Origin of the sequence: Loktanella sp. SALINAS62 (genome assembly GCF_018263905.1) — a bacterium.
Lineage (GTDB): Bacteria > Pseudomonadota > Alphaproteobacteria > Rhodobacterales > Rhodobacteraceae > Loktanella.
The window spans coordinates 23469-42614 of the sequence record NZ_JAAFZU010000001.1 but is presented as its reverse complement, the minus strand read 5'-3'; the positions used below and the strand labels follow the sequence as shown (position 1 = coordinate 42614).

Sequence of the window (19146 nt, the reverse complement as noted above, 5' to 3'; positions counted from 1 at the left end):
CTCCTGTTGAATAGGAAGCTAGATCAATCCTGCGTTCGGGCAAAGACGCATACCGATTGCGCTGCCACGCGCACCGTGGTTCCGGTGATGCACTGCGGGCCATCGTCGGGATTGGCCGTATCCAGGATCAGTTCCCAGGGGCATCTGGGTTCGCAATCGGGCAGGGTGATGTCGATTGCGTCACCTGCGTTGAACGTCAAAAATACCACATCGTCGGATGCGGCATAGTTCGGCGTATCGGACGCTGTGCGCATTTCGACCGACAATGCCCGCCATTGCGGGTCGGCCCAGTCCGCTTCTGTCGGCTGACTGCCATCGGGTTTGCGCCAGAACAGATCGGCGATACCGTCCTTGCGCCGGGCGCGGGCATGCAGAAAGCGCGTTTGCCGCAGCACGGGATGTTGCCGGCGCAGGGTTGTCAGCTTTGCCACGAAAGCCATCAGCTTGTCGTCCCGCCGGTCCCAGTTCAGCCAGCCGGTGTCGTTGTCCTGGGCAAAGGTGTTGTTGTTGCCCCACTGGCTGTTGCCGAATTCATCCCCTGCCAACAAAAAAGGCGTGCCCTGCGACAGAAAAACGGTGGCCAGCATGTTGCGTTTACGCTGGGCGCGTGCGGCACGGATCTGTGGATTATCGGTCGGGCCTTCGACGCCCATGTTGTCGGAATAATTGTCGTCCTTGCCGTCGCGGTTGTCCTCGCCGTTGGCGGCATTGTGTTTGACGTTGTATGAAACCAGGTCTTCCAGCACCATGCCGTCGTGGACGGTGACAAAATTGATCGACGCGGTCGCCTTGCGGCCGGAATGGTCAAACTGCATCGCGCTGCCAGCCAGACGTTTTGCCAGCAGGGCTGTCTTACCGGTGTCGCCGCGCCAGAATTTGCGCACATCATCGCGGAAAATATCATTGAATTCCATAAAGGGATGCGGAAACGCGCCCAACTGATACCCCCCCGGACCCAGATCCCAGGGTTCGGTGATCAGCTTGACCCGGCCCAGCACCGGGTCTTGGCGCAGCGCGTCCAGAAACCCGCCTTCGCGGTCGAACCCGTCATGTTCGCGCGCCAAAGAGGTGCCAAGGTCAAAGCGGAAACCGTCGACGTGCATCACCTCGACCCAGTAGCGCATGGAATCCATGATCATCCGCAGCACCATGGGATGTTCGGTCCGCAGGGTATTTCCAACGCCCGTGTCGTTGACATAGCCGCGCCCGCCGTCTGTCAGGCGGTAGTATGATTTGTTGTCAAAGCCGCGAAACGACAGGGTCGGCCCCATTTCGTTGCCTTCGGCGGTGTGGTTATAGACGACGTCCATGATCACTTCGATTCCGGCGTTATGGAACCGGCGGATCATCGTCTGGAATTCCCACACGCCTTCTTCGGTCATGTAGCGCGGTTCGGGTGCGAAAAAGCCGATGGTGTTGTAGCCCCAGTAGTTTCGCAGACCTTGCCGCACCAGAAAATGATCATCGACAAAGGCTTGTGACGGCATCAGCTGCACTGTTGTCACGCCGATGGCGTTCAGGTGGTCCAGCACGGGTTCGGACGACATGCCCAGAAATTTGCCACGCATCGGGGATGCCACGCCGGGCATACGGGCGGTCATGCCTTTGACGTGGGCTTCGTACAGGACGGTATCGGATGCGGCGATATCGGGGGACAGGTCATTTGCCCAGTTGAACGACGGATCGACCACAACGCCGCGCTGTGCGGCAAAGGCGCTGTCGCGCGCATCGAAGCTAAGGTCCGCGCGTGGGCTGCCGACGCGGTAACCCATCAGCGCATCAGACCATTTCAGCTTGCCGAATATCCGCTTGGCATAGGGATCGACCAACAGCTTGTTGTAATTGAACCGATGACCGTTTTCCGGGTCATAGGGGCCGTGGACGCGAAAGCCGTATTTCGCACCCGGCGTCAGGCCGCCGACATGCACGTGCCAGATATCGCCATCGCGTTCCAGCAATGGCATCCGGGCGCGTTCCTTGCGGCCGTCGTCGCTGAACAGACACAGGTCGACCCGTTCGGCGTGTTCGGAAAAGACCGCGAAATTGACGCCGGCCCCGTCAAAGGATGCCCCCAGCGGATAGGGTTTTCCGGCTGACAGGGGGTGGTCACGTAATTTGGTTGGAATAGAATGACTTAGATGGGCATTCACACAATCAGGCTTTCGTACAGGTCGGCATAGGATGCAGCGGATGCACCCCAACCAAGGACCTGTGACATGCCCTTTTTCTGGACGGCTGTCCATGTTTTCTTGTTCTGGTGCAAGGAGACGGCGCGCCGTAGCGCCTGCCCAAAGGCCAATGCGTCGACCGGATGAAACTGGATGCCGGTGGCGGATTTATCCTGCAACGCCATCGGCGTGGCGTTGATGACCGTATCGGCAAGCCCGCCGGTCAAGGCAACGACCGGCACGCAGCCATAGCGCAGCCCGTAAAGCTGGGTCAGGCCGCACGGTTCAAACCGCGACGGCACCAATACCAGGTCACCGCCCGCAAACATGCGGTGCGAAAGCGCCTCGTCATAGCCGATCCGCAGGCCGACCCGGCCGGGATTGGATTGCGCCAGCGACTTTAGGTCCTGTTCGATGTGCGGGTCGCCAGACCCCAGCACCGCAAGGCATCCGCCCGCTTGCAGAAAATCAGGGATCGCTTCGACCAGCAGGTCCATTCCCTTTTGGTCGGTCAGGCGGCTGACAACGATGGCGCATGGCCCGTCGCAAGCCACCAGCCCGAATTCAGCCATCAGGGCGGTGCGGTTGTGTTGCTTGTGCGCCAGCGTCGACTTGTTGAAATGCCGCGCGATATGCGGATCGGTTTCTGGGTTCCATTGGGTTTCATCGACACCGTTCAGGATGCCGTGGAAATCCGCAGCGCGGTGTTTCAGCAAGCCTTCCAGCCCAAAGCCGTATTGGGGACGCATCAGTTCTTCTGCATAGGTCGGGCTGACAGTCGTGATCGCGTCTGCATGGACCAGACCTGCCTTGAGGCTGGACAGATTGCCCCAGTATTCAAGGCTGTCGCTGTTGAACGCTTCGATTGGCAGGCGCAGGGACCCCAGCATGGCGGCGGGGGCTTCGCCCTTGAACGCGATGTTATGGATCGTGATGACCGATCGCGCCGCAGACGGCAGGCACAGCGCCATGTAGGCCGGGGCGAAACCTGCCTGCCAATCATGGCAATGCACGATTTCGGGCGTCCAGCCGTCCGACGTGCCAGATTGCGCGATCTGTGCCGCAACCCATGACAGGGCCGCGAACCGCTGTGGATTGTCGGCAAAATCATGCGGATTGCCATAGGGGCCACCGTCGCGGTCATACAGGTGCGGTGCGTTCAGCAGCAGCACGGTTGCCGCATCCAAGCGTCCCATCAGCACACGCGCCTGACCGCCGAACAATGCGTCGTCGGCCCAGACCTGTGTCACGTCGCCCAGTCTGGCGATCAGACCGGGGTAGGCGGGCAGCAATGTCCGCATGTCCCAGTCGTGTTCTGCCAACGCAGATGGCAGGGCGCCCGCGACATCCGCCAGCCCCCCGGTTTTCACCAAGGGAACGTATTCCGAAGTGACAGACAGAACACGACGATTCATATGATCATGCCTTTGCCATGTAGCTGTCGATCATGGCTTTCGTGACCAGCACCACACCGGCATCAGTCACGCGAAAGCCGTTCTTTTTGTCGTCGGCGGGATCAAAGCCGATTACGCATCCTTCGGGAATATCAACGCCACGGTCGATGATGCAGTTCTGCAGCTCTGCCCGGCGACCGACCACAACGTCCGGCAAAGCGACGACGCGGTGCAGCGATGCGTACGAATGGGTCCGCACCCCGGTAAACAGCAGGGATTCGCTGACCTCTGTTCCTGAAATGATGCAGTTGCCCGACACCATGGAAGATACCGCTGATCCACGACGGCCTTCTTCGTTGTGGATGAATTTGGCAGGTGGCACGCTTTCGGCATAGGTCCAGATCGGCCAGGCGTTGTCATACAGATCCAGCGGCGGCGTAAAGTGCGTCAGGTCGATATTGGCCTGCCAGAACGCATCGACCGTGCCGACGTCGCGCCAGTAAGGTTCGGTTTCCAGACCCGACATGATGCAGCTGTCCTGAAACCGGTGCGCCATGGCTTTGCCATGCTTGACGATATGCGGGATAATATCGTGGCCGAAATCATGGCTGCTGTCGGCCTTGTCCATATCCTCGATCAAAAGCTCGCGCAGGAATTTCCAGTCGAAAATATAAATCCCCATCGACCCCAGCGCGTGGTCGGGATCGCCGGGGATGGCGGGCGGATCTGCGGGCTTTTCCAGAAAATCCGTGACCTGCATCTGCGCGTTCACATGCATGACGCCCAGCGCCGTCGCTTCCATGCGGGGCACGGTCAGGCAGCCGATCGTGACGTCAGCGCCGGTATCGACATGCTGTTGCAGCATCACCTCGTAGTCCATTTTGTAGATGTGATCGCCGGCCAGAATAACGATGTATTCGATATTGTAGCTGTCGATGATGTCGATGTTCTGTGTCACCGCGTCGGCGGTGCCGACATACCATTTCGTTTCGTCCATCCGCTGCGATGCAGGCAGGATATCCAGAAATTCGTTCCGTTCCGCCCGCAAAAAGTTCCAGCCGCGTTGGCAATGGCGGATCAGGCTATGCGCCTTGTATTGGGTCGCAATCGCCATTTTGCGGATGCCGGAATTCAGCGCGTTGGACAGGGCGAAATCCACGATGCGGGTCTTGCCGCCGAAATAGACCGCCGGTTTGGCCCGGTTGTCTGTCAGTTCTTTCAGCCTGCTACCGCGCCCGCCGGCCAGAACGAACGCCAGCGCCTTGTTCGATAGTCGTGTATTCGCCGTCGGTTTCATGTCTCTCTCCCTCGTGTTCTGTTAACTGTCCTGCACGAAAATCAGTGTGGACAGCGGCGGTATCGTGATTTCTGCGGAATGGTCCTGCCCCATCCAGTCCCGGCGTTCTGCGTCAATGCCTCCCAGATTGCCGCGTCCGCTGCCGCCATAGCTTTCTGCGTCCGAATTCAGTGCCTCGCGCCAGCGTCCAGCATCTGGAAATCCGATGCGGTAGCCTGTGCGTGCAACGGGGGTCATATTCATCACGATCACAACCTTGGGGTCATCCGGACCGCCGATCCGCAAATAAGCAAAAATCGACCGGTCCGCGTCGTTCGCCTCTAACCATTGAAATCCGGACGGGCGGCAGTCGTTGACATGCAGCGCGGGCGTGTCGCGGTAAAACCCGTTCAGATCGCGTATCCACATCTGCACACCCTTGTGACGGCCATCGTCGCATTCATGCCAATCAAGGCTTTGGTTGTGGTTCCATTCCTTTGACTGTGCGAACTCCTGTCCCATGAACAATAGCTTCTTGCCGGGGTGGGTCCACATATAGCCATAGAACGCGCGCAGATTTGCAAACTTTTCCCACGGATTACCCGGCATCTTGTCCAGCATTGATCCCTTGCCATGCACGACCTCGTCATGGCTGATTGGCAAAACATAATTCTCGCCAAAGGCATAATGCAGGCTGAACGTCATTTCGTGGTGATGGTGTTTGCGGTGGATCGGGTCATTGGCCATGTAGCGCAAGCTGTCGTTCATCCAGCCCATGTTCCATTTGAACCCAAACCCCAGTCCGCCGTGATCAACCGGACGCGACACGCCCGGAAATGCCGTGCTTTCTTCGGCCACGGTCATGATGCCGGCGGCTTCTCCATAGACCAGCGAATTCATGTTCTGAAGCAGCGCAATCGCTTCGTAATTTTCGCGCCCGCCGTCCTTGTTCGGGACCCATGCGTCATGCGCGCGGCTGTAATCCCGATACAGCATGGACGCGACCGCATCGACGCGGATGCCATCCAGATGATATTCCTCTAGCCAGTAAAGCGCGTTGGACCGGTAATGATTTGCGACTTCGCTCCGGCCAAAGTTCGGAATCAGGGTGTTCCAGTCCTGATGGAACCCTTCGCGCGGATCGGCATGTTCATACAGCTGGTTGCCGTCGAAATTGCCCAGACCGTGCGCGTCCGCTGGAAAGTGTCCGGGCACCCAGTCGAGCAAGACACCCAGCCCCTTTTTGTGGGCGGCATCGACCAGCGCGCGGAATTCCTGCGGTGTGCCGTGGCGGATCGTGGGGGCATAAAGCCCGACGGGCTGATACCCCCAACTGCCGTCAAAGGGATGTTCGCTGATCGGCATCAGTTCAATATGCGTGAACCCCATCCACGCGACGTAATCCACCAGATCGTCGGCCAGTTCCAGATAGGACAGGGGGCGGTTTCCCGGTGCGCGTTTCCAGCTTGCCAGATTGACCTCATAGATTGAAATGGCAGCATCTGTGGTTTGCAGCTCGGCCCGTGTCGTCATCCAATCGGCGTCCGACCACGTGGGATCGCGCAGGTCGCGCACGATAGATCCGGTCGCGGGCGGATGTTCTGACCCGTAGCCAAAGGGGTCTGCCTTGAGGGGGAGGTGTTCGCCGTTGGCACCGATGATTTCGTATTTGTAAACCTCGCCCACCGTGACGCCGGGCACAAAGATTTCCCAGACGCCCGATTGCCCCAGCAACCGCATCGGTAGGCGACGGCCATCCCACATGTTGAAATTGCCAACGACGGACACGCGCTGCGCATTCGGCGCCCAGACCGCGAAATGTGTCCCATCGACCCCTTCGTGGGTCATCACATGGGCACCAAGGGCATTCCAGACCCGCTGAAAGCTGCCTTCGCTGATATAATAGATATCCGCGTCGCTCAGGACGCGGCCAAAGCTGTAAGGATCATGAAACGACCAGCTGTATCCATCTGCCATCGCTTCCAAGGTATAGCCGACGGGCACTGTGTCGAACGCCGTGATGAATAATCCGTCGTGGTCGGCAAGCGGTTCCATTGCGATCCGTACCGTCGGCGTCACGCAAACCACTGTTTCCGCACCGGGCACAAACACGCTAAGCAAGGTGCCATCGTCGCGGGACTGCGGACCCAAGGCCTCGAACGGTTGCCGACACTGGCCCCTGACGATTTTGCGGGCGGCGTTGTAATCGACCAGCGCCGCAGCCGATGGGGTCTTGATGTCGGGCATAAAGTGTCTCCGCAAGTGTATGAATTTTCCCCCATTTAATGCTTTCGCGTCAAAATATGGACGAATTTTTACGTTTCAGTAATGATGTGGGCCCAAAAACTGCAAGGCAAAGGTAATTTGTCATGGCCACAGGTGTGTTGCTGTGCCGCCATAAACCGAAACGATGTAAAACGATTGCTAGTGCGACTCGATCCCGCCTTTTATTGACCTACGAACGCCGACCCTGCCCTGACCTTGGACTTGAACCGACCGACATGAAATGCGCTGCGCTGTCTTTTTGCCTTTTGATTTGCGCAACGGCGCTACAGGGGCAGACGTTGTTCGCCGACCGACAGGCTATCGGCAACGGTCGTCTGTTTACAAATGATGCGCTGGCTGACGGTCATGATCGCTGGCGGACTGGTTCGTACGCGTTCAGCCACCTTCGGGCGCCGCAGCCATTTGACGGGGCGCTGGATGAATTCGGCGACGTGATTGAATATCGCTTTCGCGCGGAAATCATCGCACCGGACAGCCGGACGCAGGGCCGCCCCTATGCAGGGTTGCTGTCTGCAGGGGCCCATACGCATTTCGGGCTTGGATCTGCCGATGCGCGCGTCGGCGCGGATCTGGTTGTGGTCGGGCCACAGACAGGGCTGAACGATTTTCAGGAATTCTATCACGATACATTTGGTTTGCAGCAGCCTTTGGATAGCCCGCAACTGAACGATACCGTGTTTCTGGATGTCAGCGGCGAGGTGCGTCAGACTTATGCTTTGGGCGATACGGCGACGCTGCGGCCATTTCTGGCAGGTCGACTGGGTACCGAAGACATTGCGCGCGTTGGGGCCGATCTGATCGTCGGACGTGTGGGGCAAGACGATCTGTTGGTGCGCGACGTCGTAACGGGCCAATTGTATCCCGGTGCAATCGGCAGTGGTTCAGGCGTTGGTTTCGTTCTGGGCGGCGATATTGCAAGTGTCAGCGACACCCAGCTTTTGCCCGCGTCTGAAGGATATGATGCCAGCCCGACCCGGTCGCGTGCGCGTGCAGGGGTCAATTGGCAGCCGCACCCCGGTTTGTCGCTGTTTTATGGCGCGACCTATCTGTCCAGGGAATTTGAAACCCAGCCCGAAGGGCAGGTCGTCGGATCGGTCAGGCTGAACTTCAGCTTCTGATACTCTTTTGCAACAGCACGTGTCGCGCCACTTGATCGGTTCAGGGGGTGGCGTTAACGTTTGTCGTCAAGGACCGCGCGATCAACGACGCGGCCGATGAGGCAGAGTAACAGGTATGAAAACGGGCTTTCGTGGCACGTTTGTCATTCCCTGGTCCCAAGTGGAACTGGACGGGCTGATGTCGCCGCCTGTCGATCACATCCGTGTCGGGGTGTGCTGGTCATGGACCGGCGATCCGGTGCGCGTGGACGGCCCAAGTGCCGTTCTTCCATTGGGGCGATCAGAGGAAGAGGCAAGCATGCGCAAACGGGCCGCACCCACGGTGCGGCGGCTTTTGGACGCGGCCAATGTGCCACCTTTGGACAGTATCCCGATCCTGCAGGATCCCTTGTTCGACAAATCACTGACTGTGACGGATGGGTTCAAGACGTGGGACGTGACACTTGTGCCGCGTGGTGCGGGGCGAAAACCGCTGGTGATGTTCGTCGATGATATCCCGCCGCGCCGGACCGAACTTTGGATCGTGCGCCACAGCGTCGACATGCAGATGCGGGCCGAAACCGAACGTGTGCCGCGTGGTGTGATCTGCTTTACACCCGGCACGATGATCATGACGCCATTTGGTCCCCGCGACGTAGCTTCCCTGGCCGAAGGCGATGTGGTCCAAACGCAGGACAACGGCCCGGCAGAGATTTTGTGGATGGGGTCGCGCCGTGTCAGTGGTGCCCGGATCATGGCTTTGCCCGATCTGGCGCCTGTGCGTCTGCGGGCCGGTGCGTTGGACCGCGATGTCCCTGACGAAGGATTGCTTGTATCGCCGGATCATCGGTTGGTGCTGCGCGGTGTGCAGGCGCGGGCGTTATTCAACTGTGATGAGGTGCTGGTCGCGGCCCGCGATCTGGTGAACGACTGCAGTATCCTGCGCGAACGGGGGCATCGCAGTGTACAGTATATCCATATGCTGTTGCCACATCACGAAATCGTCTTTGCGAACGGCGTCGCAACCGAAAGCTTTCATCCCGACAATACGCCGATGGGTGCGTTGGACGATGACGACCGCGACCGATTGTTCGACCGCTTGCCCGACATGCGGGTGGATACGTCACTGTATGGTGGGACCGCCCGGCGCATGCTGAGTGTCAGTGAAACGGCCGTGTTAAAGGCGGATGGCCATTAACCCTTGATCAGGTCTTTGCGCGGGCGTGTGGGGCCAGAAAATGCTTTGCGTGAATGGGAATTGCCGCCGCACCTCGTTCGCGCGCGGCCGGACCGATGCGACCTTCGACGATCTGCGGGACATGCAGGCCACGGTGGTCCAATGATGTCAGTTCTGCCCGGGTTTGTGCGACCAACCGCGTCCTGACGTCGGCTGGCATTGATCCGTCGATCACGATCGCTTCGAAATCGATGACGGAACAGACCGTCAGGGCAGCGGTCGCAAGCTGGCTGCCGGCCATGCTGATCCAATCGTCCACCAGCACGCCAAAGTTGGACCAATCTGTCAAATCCTGCCAGATAGCCGATGGATCGCGCCCGGCCTGCCGAATTTTGCTTTCCAGCAGGTGCAGGGACGCAGTGTCGATCAATTGGCGGATTTGCCCGGCCTGTGTGCGCACGGGCAGCGACCCAAATGCCCCCGCGTTGGTGAAAGGTCCATCGAACACGGCGTCGTTCAAAATAACGCCGCCGCCGATAAATGTTCCCACAAAGAAATAGGCGTAATGCGACCACGCATGCCCAACACCATAGATATGTTCGGCCTGACTGGCTGCTGTCGCGTCATTTTCGACGTAGACATCCAGATCGCAGATCGCGGCAAGGGCCACGCTGAAATCGAACTCTCGCCATGCGTCGAGGTCGCTTTGCGGTGCGCCGATCGTGTCGTGCCATGCCCATATCTCAAAGGGTTTCGCGATGCCGATCCCGGCAATTCTATCCCAGCCGCGCGGCCCCAGATGGACACGGATATCATCCAGTGCCTGCCGCAGGAAATCCATGATTGGGGCAGGGCGCGGGTAATCATAGCGTTTGACCCGGTCCAGCAACGTGTCGCCCAGTATATTGGTCAGCACCAGCGTGGCACTGCGTCGTCCGATCTTGACCCCGACTGAATACGCGCCTGTTTTGGACAGGGCCATCGGGATCGACGGTTTACCGACACGGCCGCGCTGTGGCGACCCCCGTGATAACATGCCGTCCTGTTCCAGCTCGCGCAGGATCACCGATACGGTTTGCGGCGAAAGGGCCGTCAACCGCGATATGTCGCTGCCCGGCATAGGACCCTGTCGGGACAGGGTTGTCAGTATCAACCTTTCGTTGTGATCACGCAGCGCGCTTTGATTGCGCCCTGTGGGCTGACTTCGCACATCTTCATGGTTCATCGCCGCTCCCCCTTTAGGCATTATCAGATGCTTAAATAAGTAAATCAAGTTTATTAATTATCGTTGACGAATCGTCTATGATAGGTTTCAAATGTTACCACTTGCCTGGTCCAAACGGATCAGGGCCTTGGCGATCACGCCTCATTCCTTGGGAGGGGAACATGAAAAAACTGCTGACCGGAACCACACTTGCGCTGTTGTCGACAACCAGCATCGCATTTGCAGCGGCGCATGCCGAAACGACGGCGTGCCTGATTACCAAAACGGACACCAACCCGTTCTTCGTCAAAATGCGCGAAGGTGCGACCGCGAAAGCCGAAGAGCTGGGCATCAACCTGATGACCTTTGCCGGCAAGGTCGACGGCGACAACGAAACGCAGGTCGCTGCTGTCGAAACCTGCATCGCCGACGGCGCGGCCGGTATCCTGATCACCGCGTCCAACACCGCAGCCATCGTGCCGGTACTGGAGCAGGCGAAAGAAGCCGGCATTCTGGTCATCGCGCTGGACACACCGCTGGAGCCTGCCGACGCGGCCCATGCCACGTTTGCAACCGACAACTTTCTTGCCGGTGAACTGATCGGCCAGTGGGCCGCCGCCACGCTGGGCGAAGAAGCTGCCAACGCCAAGATTGCGATGCTGGACCTTGACGTCAGCCAGCCGACCGTCGGCGTTCTGCGCGACCAGGGTTTCTTGCAGGGTTTTGGCATCGAACTGGGTGATCCGAACCAGTGGGGCGACGAAGAAGACCCCCGCATCGTCGGCAATGACGTCACGCAGGGCAACGAAGAAGGCGGTCGCCGCGCGATGGAAAACCTGCTGGCGCAGGATCCCGAAATCAACGTGGTCTACACCATCAACGAACCGGCAGCCGCAGGTGCCTATGAAGCGCTGCGCGCGATGGGTCGTGAAAACGACGTTCTGATTGTGTCCGTCGACGGCGGTTGCCCCGGCGTGCAGAACGTCGCCGAAGGCGTGATCGGCGCGACCGCTCAGCAGTACCCGCTGGACATGGCGTCGCTGGGTATTGAAGCGATTGCAGCCTTTGCCAAAGACGGCACCGTGCCCGAGCCGACAGAAGGCAAGGATTTCTTCGATACCGGTGTGAACCTTGTCACCGACCAGCCGGTCGATGGTGTCGCCAGCATTGACGTAGCCGAAGGGACGGACCGCTGCTGGGGCTAAGATCCTGACAGCAGAATAGACAAAACGGGCGGCCAAGCGTCGCCCGTTTTCAATTCAAACGGGGGAGGGCACAAAATGGCACAATCAGACAATTACGAAAGCAAGACCCGCGGCGGCAAGGCGGACGCGCTGGCTCAGTTCGAAGCCCCGAAGCGCAGTGCGCTGGGTCAATTGCAACATATGCTGCACCAGACCCCGGCGCTTGTACCGCTTGTGGTGTTGGTGGTGGCAATCTTTGTGTTCGGCTACCTGAATTCGAATTTCCTGCGCGTCAGCACCCTGTCGACGATCTTTCAGCAGATCGGCATTGTGGGTGTTCTGGGGATCGCGCAGACGCTGGTTATCCTGACTGCCGGTATCGACCTGTCGGTCGGTGCGATGGCGGTTCTGATCACAGTGCTGATGGGGCAGCTTAGCTTTCGTTACGGTGTCCCGGCGGAATTGTCTGTGATCATTGCCATGACGGCGGGCACCCTGATGGGCGCGCTGAACGGCTTTCTGGTGGCCAAGATGAAAATCCCGCCCTTCATCACGACGCTGGGCACATGGCAGATTTTCCTTGCGACCAACTACATCTTTTCGCGCAACGAAACGATCCGGTCCCGCGACATCGAAGAACAGGCCGGAATCATGCAGTTTTGGGGCAACAGCTTTTCCCTGTTCGATGCCCGCGTCACCTATGCGGTGGTGCTGCTGATCGTGCTGGTTGCGATTATGGCCTACGTGCTGCGGGCGACGGCCTGGGGGCGCCATGTCTATGCCGTGGGGGACGATGCCGAAGCGGCCAAGCTGGCAGGCGTCAAGACCGACACGATTCTGATACAGGTCTATGCCTTGGCCGGTTTGTTTTGCGCCATTGCGGCCTGGGTGATGATTGGCCGTTTCGGGTCGATTACGCCGTCGGCATCGACCGGGGTGCTGGGTAACATCCAGTCCATCACGGCCGTTGTGATCGGGGGCATATCCCTGTTCGGTGGTCGCGGCAGTATCGTGGGGATGTTCCTGGGGGCGCTGATCGTCGGTGTCTTTGAAATGGGTCTGCGTATGGCCGGGGCCGACGCGCAATGGACCTATCTGCTGATTGGCGTCTTGATCATCGGTGCCGTCGCAATCGACCAATGGATCAGAAAGGTATCAGCATGACCGATCCCATTCTTTCAGGCCGTAACCTTGTCAAACGCTATGGCCGTGTCACCGCACTGGATCACTGTGATTTCGAACTGTATCCCGGCGAAATTCTTGCCGTGATCGGTGACAACGGTGCGGGTAAATCGACCCTGATCAAAGCCCTGTCAGGTGCCGTTATCCCCGACGAGGGCGAGGTCTGGCTGGACAACAAGCGCGTTAACTTTGCTTCGCCGATCGACGCACGTGAGGCGGGTATCGAAACGGTCTATCAGACGCTTGCGATGTCGCCCGCCCTGTCGATCACGGACAACCTGTTCATGGGGCGTGAATTGCGCAAGCCCGGTATCATGGGCAAGGTGTTTCGCCAGCTTGATAAACCCGCGATGGCGAAATTCGCCCGTGAAAAGCTGTCGGAACTGGGTCTGATGACGATCCAGAACATCAATCAGGCGGTGGAAACACTGTCGGGTGGGCAACGTCAGGGCGTCGCGGTCGCGCGGGCCGCTGCATTCGGTAGCCGTGTGATCATTCTGGACGAACCGACCGCCGCGCTGGGCGTGAAAGAAAGCCGCCGGGTGCTGGACCTGATAAAGGACGTCAAATCGCGTGGTATTCCGATCATTCTGATCAGCCACAACATGCCCCACGTGTTCGAGGTCGCGGACCGCGTCCACGTCCACCGTCTGGGCAAACGGCTGTGCGTGATCGATCCCAAAAACCATTCGATGTCGGATGCCGTGGCGTACATGACCGGGGCCGCTGAACCCGAAGAAGCGCTGATCGGTGGCAAAGCGACGGCCTGAACAACAACAAAAGGGCCGCCCGATGGGGTGGCCCTTTTTGTTCCGACGATGTGACGTCACGCGCGATAAAGCCTGCGTGAAGTTTATCGGGAACGATTGGCGGTCCGTGCCGTTGTCTTCGCAGACTGGACAAGGGCGGACTTTACAATGGCGGACAACAGCAATCTTGATTGGGCGATCCCCGTGATGCGTCTGGGCTATGCGGGCCGGGCGCTGGTTTATCTTGTGGTGGCGGGCATTTCGGCTTGGTCGCTGTTTCGGGGGGGCAACGGTGAAAGCACGTCATCGGCCTTTGCCGCGATCGAAGGTGCGGCATGGGGCACGGTTGTATTGCTGGCGATTTTCGTCGGCATGGTCTGTTATGCCGTCTGGCGGTTGATCGACGCGGCTTGGGACATGGAATGCCATGGCACCGATGCCAAGGGGATCATCGCAAGACTGGGAATGTGCGTCACCGGGCTTATTCACGCGGCGATCGGTGTCGGTGCGCTGCTGATCGCTGTCACAGCACAAGGCGGTGGTGGCGAAAGCTCGATTTCCAAGGCGGCGGGCTGGGTCATGCAGCAGCCGGGTGGTCGCATCATTCTTGGTGCGGCGGGTCTGGTCACGATTGGCGCCGGCATTTATTACCTGAAAAAAGCATACGACCGTGCCTATCGCAGCACGCTGGTCGGCAACACATTCACGCGCAACTATGATCCGCTGTTGCGCGCAGGTGTGGCCAGTCAGGGATTTGTCGTATCGGTCATCGGTGTGTTCATCACCTATGCCGCATGGCAATATTCCCCCGACAGTGCTGGTGGTCTGGGCGACGTTTTCGATTGGCTGTCAGGGCAGGCTTACGGTCGGATACTGGTCGCTTTATTGTGCATCGGGTTGCTGTGTTTTGCCCTGTTTTGCGCTGTGAACGCGGCTTACCGCATCGTGCCGCGCGCAACGGATCCGGACGAAATCCAGACCCTTGGCGCGCGGATGAAGGCGCAGGCAAAGGCCCAAAGCGCCAAGATCTGAAGCCTGTTGCGCAGGGCGGCTTATTCAGCCGCCTCTGCGTAATCTTCCATCGGGGGGCAGGTACATAGCAGGTTGCGGTCCCCGAATACGTTGTCGACCCGGTTGACCGGTGGCCAATATTTGTCCACCCGAAATGCCCCCGGCGGAAAACAACCCTGTTCGCGGCTGTAGGGTCGGTCCCATTCACCGATCAGATCTTCGACCGTGTGGGGTGCGTTTTTCAGCGGGTTATTCGCGGCATCGATCCGACCTGCGGCGATGTCGTCGATTTCTGCCCGGATCGCCAGCATCGCATCGCAAAACCGGTCGAGTTCGGCCTTTGTTTCGGATTCCGTCGGCTCGATCATCAATGTGCCTGCGACTGGCCAGCTCATCGTGGGGGCGTGAAAACCACAATCGACAAGGCGTTTGGCGATGTCGTCCACAGTGATTCCGTGATCGGCAAAGGGCCGGGTGTCGATGATGCATTCATGCGCCACACGGCCCTTGCTGCCGCGATACAGCACGTCAAACGCGCCCGACAGACGGTCCGCGATGTAGTTTGCGTTCAGGATCGCGATGCGGGTTGCCTGCGTCAGCCCCGCGCCGCCCATCATCAGACAATAGGCCCAGGAAATCGGCAACAGCGACGGCGAACCAAAAGCCGCCGCCGAGACCGCACCCGATGCCCCGTTGGGATCGGCAGGCAGATGCGGGATCAGGTGATCCTTGACCCCGATCGGCCCCATGCCGGGACCGCCGCCGCCGTGCGGGATGCAGAATGTCTTGTGCAGGTTCAGGTGGCTGACATCGCCGCCCAGATCGCCGGGACGCGACAGACCAACCATCGCGTTCATGTTCGCCCCGTCGATATAGACCTGCCCGCCGTGGGCGTGGGTAATGTCGCATACATCGCGCACGGTTTCTTCGAATACGCCGTGCGTGCTGGGATAGGTGATCATGCAACCCGCCAGCCGGTCGGCGTATTGGTCGGCCTTGGCGCGGAAATCAGCAAGGTCGATATCACCGTTGGCAGCCGATTTGACGGTCACGACCGTCCAGCCCACCATCTGTGCGCTGGCGGGGTTGGTGCCATGCGCAGACATCGGGATCAGGCAGACGTCGCGCTGACCCTGTCCCTGCGCGCGGTGATAGCCTGCGATCGCCAGCAGCCCCGCATATTCGCCCTGCGCGCCGGAATTCGGCTGCATCGAAATTGCGGCATAGCCGGTAATCTCGCACAGCTTCGCGCTAAGATCGTCGATCATCCGGGTGTAACCCGCCGCTTGGTCGCGCGGCACATAGGGGTGCAGCAGCGCGAATTCCGGCCATGATACGGGCATCATTTCAGCGGCGGCGTTCAGTTTCATGGTGCAGGACCCCAGCGGGATCATCGCACGATCCAGCGCGAGATCGCGGTCCGCCAGCCTGCGCATATAGCGCATCATTTCGGTTTCGGCCCGGTTCATGTGGAACACCGGATGGGTCAGGTAATCCGACCGCCGCAACAGCGCGTCGGGCATCCGGTATTCCGCCCCCAGATCGGTATCGCGGTCCTGAATGCCAAAGGCGCGCCAGACCTGACGGATCGTGGCAGGACGGCAGCGTTCGTCCAACGAAATGCCGACCTTGGTGCGGCCCACACGGCGCAGGTTTACGCCTTCATTGACTGCGGCTTGCATGACACCGCGCTGAAGCGCCCCGACCTCGACCGTGATCGTGTCGAAAAAGTTATCCGGTTCGACAGGGAATCCTGCGTCTTCCAGCCCGCGCGCCAGCCGCACAGTTTTGCGGTGAATACGCTGGGCAATCGCCTTTAGCCCTTCGGGACCGTGAAAGACCGCATAGAACCCGGCCATGACCGCCAGTAGCGCTTGTGCCGTGCAGACGTTCGATGTCGCTTTTTCACGGCGGATATGCTGTTCGCGGGTCTGCAGCGACAGCCGGTATGCGCGGTTGCCATGTGCATCGCGGGACACGCCGACAATGCGGCCCGGCATGTTGCGCGCATAGGCCTGTTTCGTCGCCATATAGGCCGCATGCGGCCCGCCGTATCCCATTGGCACACCGAACCGTTGCGTGCTTCCAACGGCAATGTCGGCGCCCATGGCACCGGGTTCTTTCAGCAGGCACAGTGCCATAGGGTCGGCGGCCACGACGCCGATGGCCTGCGCTGCGTGCAGCGCCGCCATCTGGTCGGTGAAATCGCGGACATGGCCGTGGGTGCCGGGATATTGAAACAGCGCCCCGAAAACGGCGTCGGCATCCATCGTTTCGGGTGCGCCGACGATGACCGTGATTCCCAACGGTTCGGCGCGGGTGCGGATCACATTGATGTTTTGCGGATGGCAGTTTTCATCGACGAAAAACGCCCGCGCCTTTGATTTGGCGACGCGTTGCGCCATCGTCATCGCTTCTGCACAGGCGGTGGCTTCGTCCAGCAGGGATGCGTTGGCGATGTCCAGCCCCGTCAGATCGCTGACCATCGTCTGGTAATTTAGCAGGGCTTCCAGCCGACCTTGGGAGATTTCAGGCTGATAGGGTGTATATGCGGTGTACCATGCGGGGTTTTCAAAGATGTTCCGCTGGATCGCGGGGGGCGTCACCGTGCCGTAATATCCCTGACCGATCAGCGATGTCAGGACGCGGTTTTCCTGCGCGACCTGTTTCATGTGCCACAACAGTTCGCTTTCGGATTTGGGTTTGCCGAAATCCAGCGGCGTGGCCTGCCGGATCGCTGGCGGCACTGTGTCGTCGATCAGCGCATCCAGACTGTCAGCCCCGACCGTTTCAAGCATCGCCGCGATTTCGTCCGGCGACGGGCCGATGTGACGCCGGTTCGCAAAGTCGTATGGCAAGTAGTCGGTCGGGGTGAAGGTCATGATTTATCCCACCAGCTTTTTGTAATCGGCTTCGTCAAGGTATTCGTCCATCTGGGACATATCCTCGACTGACATCTTGAAGAACCAACCGTCCCCCAGCGGGTCGTCGTTGACCAGACCGGGGTTGTCTTGCAATGCGGTGTTCACTTCGACGATTTCGCCAGACAGGGGGGCCAGAATATCGGACGCGGCCTTGACGCTTTCGATCACGACGGCTTCGTCGTCCTTGACCACCACCTTGCCTTCGTCCGGCAGTTCGACAAAAACAATGTCGCCCAATTGTTCGGCGGCGTGTTCGGTGATGCCAACGACGACAAGATCGTCCTCGATCCGCAGCCATTCGTGTTCTTCGGTGAATTTCATGATCAGGTCCTTTCAGCGTTTGAAACGGGCAGGGGTAAAGGGCAGGGGCGTCACGGTGGCGGGCAGACGTTTGCCCCGCACCTCTCCCCACAGCATAGTGCCGGGCGCGGCCAAGGCACGGTCGATCGTCGCCATCGCGACGGGGCGTTCCAGCGTCGGCCCGAACCCGCCAGAGGTCACATGACCAATGGGCGTCTGTGCATCCGCATCGGCAAAGATGGCGACACCTTCGCGCATCGGCGCGCGGCCGTCGGGCAGCAAACCGACCCGTGCGGTATCGGGGGCGTTTATCAGTTGCGGGCCGATAATGTCCGCGCCGGGATAGCCGCCAGCCCGCGCGCCGGCGGGGCGGCGCACCTTCTGGATGGCCCACGACAACCCTGCGGCAACCGGAGTCGTGGTGGCGTCGATATCATGTCCATACAGGCACAACCCTGCTTCCAGACGCAGGCTGTCGCGCGCGCCCAGACCGATGGGGGCAACACCGGGTTGATCCAGCAACGCCTGCGCCAGTGCGACCGCGCTGTCGTTCGGCACAGAAATTTCAAACCCGTCCTCGCCCGTATAACCGGACCGGCTGACCCAGCACGGCACCCCATTCAGGGTGACGTCGGCCACGTCCATGAAACGCAACGTCTTTAACTGCGGTGCATATGCTGCGAGTGCGGTTTCCGCCGCCGGACCCTGCAATGCAAGCAGCGCACGATCAGTCAGTTCCGTCAGTGTCAGTTCCGCGGGCAAAGTGGCCCGCATATGTGCGATATCATCGGCCTTGCAGGCGGCGTTGACCACCAGAAAGGCGGCATCGCCGCGCCGTGCCAGCATCAGATCATCACGGATGCCGCCCGCGTCATTGGTCAGCAGGCCATAGCGCTGGCGCCCGGCTGCAAGGTCCAGCACATCGACGGGGATCAGTGTTTCCAGCCAATTTGCGACGCTGTCCCAGTCCGGCCCGTCAATCAGGACCTGCCCCATATGGCTGACATCGAACAGCCCCGCTGCGGCGCGTGTGTGCAGATGTTCGGGCATGACGCCCTGATATTGCACCGGCAGGCTGTATCCTGCGAAAGTGACCATCTTGCCGCCCAAGGCGATATGCATGTCATGAAGCGGTGTTTTCAGCGGTTCCGTCACGGCATCCTTTCACCGTGGCACACCACGGGCATCCATCGC

At 59.7% G+C, this 19146-nt stretch carries 14 protein-coding genes; 6 read left to right on the top strand and 8 right to left on the bottom strand.

Translation table 11 applies throughout. The annotated features are described in order from the left end of the window. Positions 1 to 23: 23 nt before the first annotated feature. Genes glgX through glgB form a run of 4 tightly spaced genes read right to left on the bottom strand, consistent with a single transcriptional unit; the run spans position 24 to position 7085 of the window. A complete protein-coding gene (gene glgX / locus GZH79_RS00175; protein WP_349291140.1) occupies positions 24 to 2150 on the bottom strand; it encodes a glycogen debranching protein GlgX in 2127 nt (708 codons plus the stop codon). Next, positions 2147 to 3583 carry a glycogen synthase GlgA gene (glgA, locus tag GZH79_RS00170; protein ID WP_211641134.1) on the bottom strand — a complete coding sequence of 479 codons (1437 nt, stop codon included), beginning with the start codon at positions 3581 to 3583 and terminating at the stop codon, positions 2147 to 2149. The genes glgX and glgA overlap by 4 nt, the downstream gene beginning before the upstream one ends. 4 nt (positions 3584 to 3587) lie before the next feature. Further along, complete coding sequence (gene glgC, locus GZH79_RS00165; protein WP_211641133.1) at positions 3588 to 4859, bottom strand: glucose-1-phosphate adenylyltransferase; 1272 nt, start codon at positions 4857 to 4859, stop codon at positions 3588 to 3590. A 21-nt stretch (positions 4860 to 4880) separates the two neighbouring features. After that, a complete protein-coding gene (glgB, locus tag GZH79_RS00160; RefSeq protein WP_211641132.1) occupies positions 4881 to 7085 on the bottom strand; it encodes a 1,4-alpha-glucan branching protein GlgB in 2205 nt (734 codons plus the stop codon). A 122-nt stretch (positions 7086 to 7207) separates the two neighbouring features. On the opposite strand from glgB, the gene GZH79_RS00155 reads away from it, so the two are divergent. After that, the gene (locus GZH79_RS00155) at positions 7208 to 8242 is read left to right on the top strand and encodes a lipid A-modifier LpxR family protein (RefSeq protein ID WP_349291139.1); all 1035 of its coding nucleotides are present in this window, start codon (positions 7208 to 7210) and stop codon (positions 8240 to 8242) included. A gap of 115 nt (positions 8243 to 8357) precedes the next feature. Beyond that, positions 8358 to 9419 carry a Hint domain-containing protein gene (locus GZH79_RS00150; RefSeq protein WP_211641130.1) on the top strand — a complete coding sequence of 354 codons (1062 nt, stop codon included), beginning with the start codon at positions 8358 to 8360 and terminating at the stop codon, positions 9417 to 9419. Positions 9420 to 9426: 7 nt separating this feature from the next. On the opposite strand, the gene GZH79_RS00145 is transcribed toward GZH79_RS00150, so the two are convergent. Then, entirely contained in the window at positions 9427 to 10623 is a 1197-nt protein-coding gene (locus GZH79_RS00145; protein ID WP_211641129.1) for an ROK family transcriptional regulator, read from the bottom strand. A gap of 161 nt (positions 10624 to 10784) precedes the next feature. Between GZH79_RS00145 and GZH79_RS00140 the strand changes: the two genes are divergently transcribed. The 4 genes from GZH79_RS00140 to GZH79_RS00125 all read left to right on the top strand — a co-directional run bounded on the left by GZH79_RS00140 (position 10785) and on the right by GZH79_RS00125 (position 14749). After that, positions 10785 to 11807, top strand: a complete 1023-nt coding sequence (locus tag GZH79_RS00140) for a sugar ABC transporter substrate-binding protein (protein WP_211641128.1) — start codon at positions 10785 to 10787, stop codon at positions 11805 to 11807. Between the two features lie 75 nt (positions 11808 to 11882). After that, entirely contained in the window at positions 11883 to 12950 is a 1068-nt protein-coding gene (locus GZH79_RS00135) for an ABC transporter permease (RefSeq protein WP_211641127.1), read from the top strand. Beyond that, positions 12947 to 13738, top strand: a complete 792-nt coding sequence (locus GZH79_RS00130) for an ATP-binding cassette domain-containing protein (RefSeq protein ID WP_211641126.1) — start codon at positions 12947 to 12949, stop codon at positions 13736 to 13738. Before GZH79_RS00135 ends, GZH79_RS00130 begins: the two co-directional genes overlap by 4 nt. A gap of 147 nt (positions 13739 to 13885) precedes the next feature. Beyond that, the gene (locus GZH79_RS00125; protein WP_211641125.1) at positions 13886 to 14749 is read left to right on the top strand and encodes a DUF1206 domain-containing protein; all 864 of its coding nucleotides are present in this window, start codon (positions 13886 to 13888) and stop codon (positions 14747 to 14749) included. A 20-nt stretch (positions 14750 to 14769) separates the two neighbouring features. On the opposite strand, the gene gcvP is transcribed toward GZH79_RS00125, so the two are convergent. Genes gcvP through gcvT form a run of 3 tightly spaced genes read right to left on the bottom strand, consistent with a single transcriptional unit; the run spans position 14770 to position 19107 of the window. Next, positions 14770 to 17610, bottom strand: coding sequence for an aminomethyl-transferring glycine dehydrogenase (gene gcvP, locus GZH79_RS00120; protein ID WP_211641124.1), 2841 nt, complete (start codon positions 17608 to 17610; stop codon positions 14770 to 14772). A 3-nt stretch (positions 17611 to 17613) separates the two neighbouring features. Beyond that, positions 17614 to 17973 carry a glycine cleavage system protein GcvH gene (gcvH, locus tag GZH79_RS00115; RefSeq protein ID WP_211641123.1) on the bottom strand — a complete coding sequence of 120 codons (360 nt, stop codon included), beginning with the start codon at positions 17971 to 17973 and terminating at the stop codon, positions 17614 to 17616. Between the two features lie 12 nt (positions 17974 to 17985). Beyond that, positions 17986 to 19107, bottom strand: coding sequence for a glycine cleavage system aminomethyltransferase GcvT (gene gcvT, locus GZH79_RS00110; protein WP_211641122.1), 1122 nt, complete (start codon positions 19105 to 19107; stop codon positions 17986 to 17988). Positions 19108 to 19146: the final 39 nt, after the last annotated feature.

Bases quoted from the DNA above. Each gene is read 5' to 3' on its own strand.
- GZH79_RS00155 (WP_349291139.1), top strand. From the start codon at position 7,208: ATGGCCACAGGTGTGTTGCTGTGCCGCCATAAACCGAAACGATGTAAA.
- GZH79_RS00140 (WP_211641128.1), top strand. From the start codon at position 10,785: ATGAAAAAACTGCTGACCGGAACCACACTTGCGCTGTTGTCGACAACC.
- GZH79_RS00125 (WP_211641125.1), top strand. From the start codon at position 13,886: ATGGCGGACAACAGCAATCTTGATTGGGCGATCCCCGTGATGCGTCTG.
- gcvH (WP_211641123.1), bottom strand. From the start codon at position 17,973: ATGAAATTCACCGAAGAACACGAATGGCTGCGGATCGAGGACGATCTT.
- glgB (WP_211641132.1), bottom strand. From the start codon at position 7,085: ATGCCCGACATCAAGACCCCATCGGCTGCGGCGCTGGTCGATTACAAC.
- gcvP (WP_211641124.1), bottom strand. From the start codon at position 17,610: ATGACCTTCACCCCGACCGACTACTTGCCATACGACTTTGCGAACCGG.
- glgA (WP_211641134.1), bottom strand. From the start codon at position 3,583: ATGAATCGTCGTGTTCTGTCTGTCACTTCGGAATACGTTCCCTTGGTG.
- glgC (WP_211641133.1), bottom strand. From the start codon at position 4,859: ATGAAACCGACGGCGAATACACGACTATCGAACAAGGCGCTGGCGTTC.
- GZH79_RS00150 (WP_211641130.1), top strand. From the start codon at position 8,358: ATGAAAACGGGCTTTCGTGGCACGTTTGTCATTCCCTGGTCCCAAGTG.
- GZH79_RS00135 (WP_211641127.1), top strand. From the start codon at position 11,883: ATGGCACAATCAGACAATTACGAAAGCAAGACCCGCGGCGGCAAGGCG.
- GZH79_RS00145 (WP_211641129.1), bottom strand. From the start codon at position 10,623: ATGAACCATGAAGATGTGCGAAGTCAGCCCACAGGGCGCAATCAAAGC.
- GZH79_RS00130 (WP_211641126.1), top strand. From the start codon at position 12,947: ATGACCGATCCCATTCTTTCAGGCCGTAACCTTGTCAAACGCTATGGC.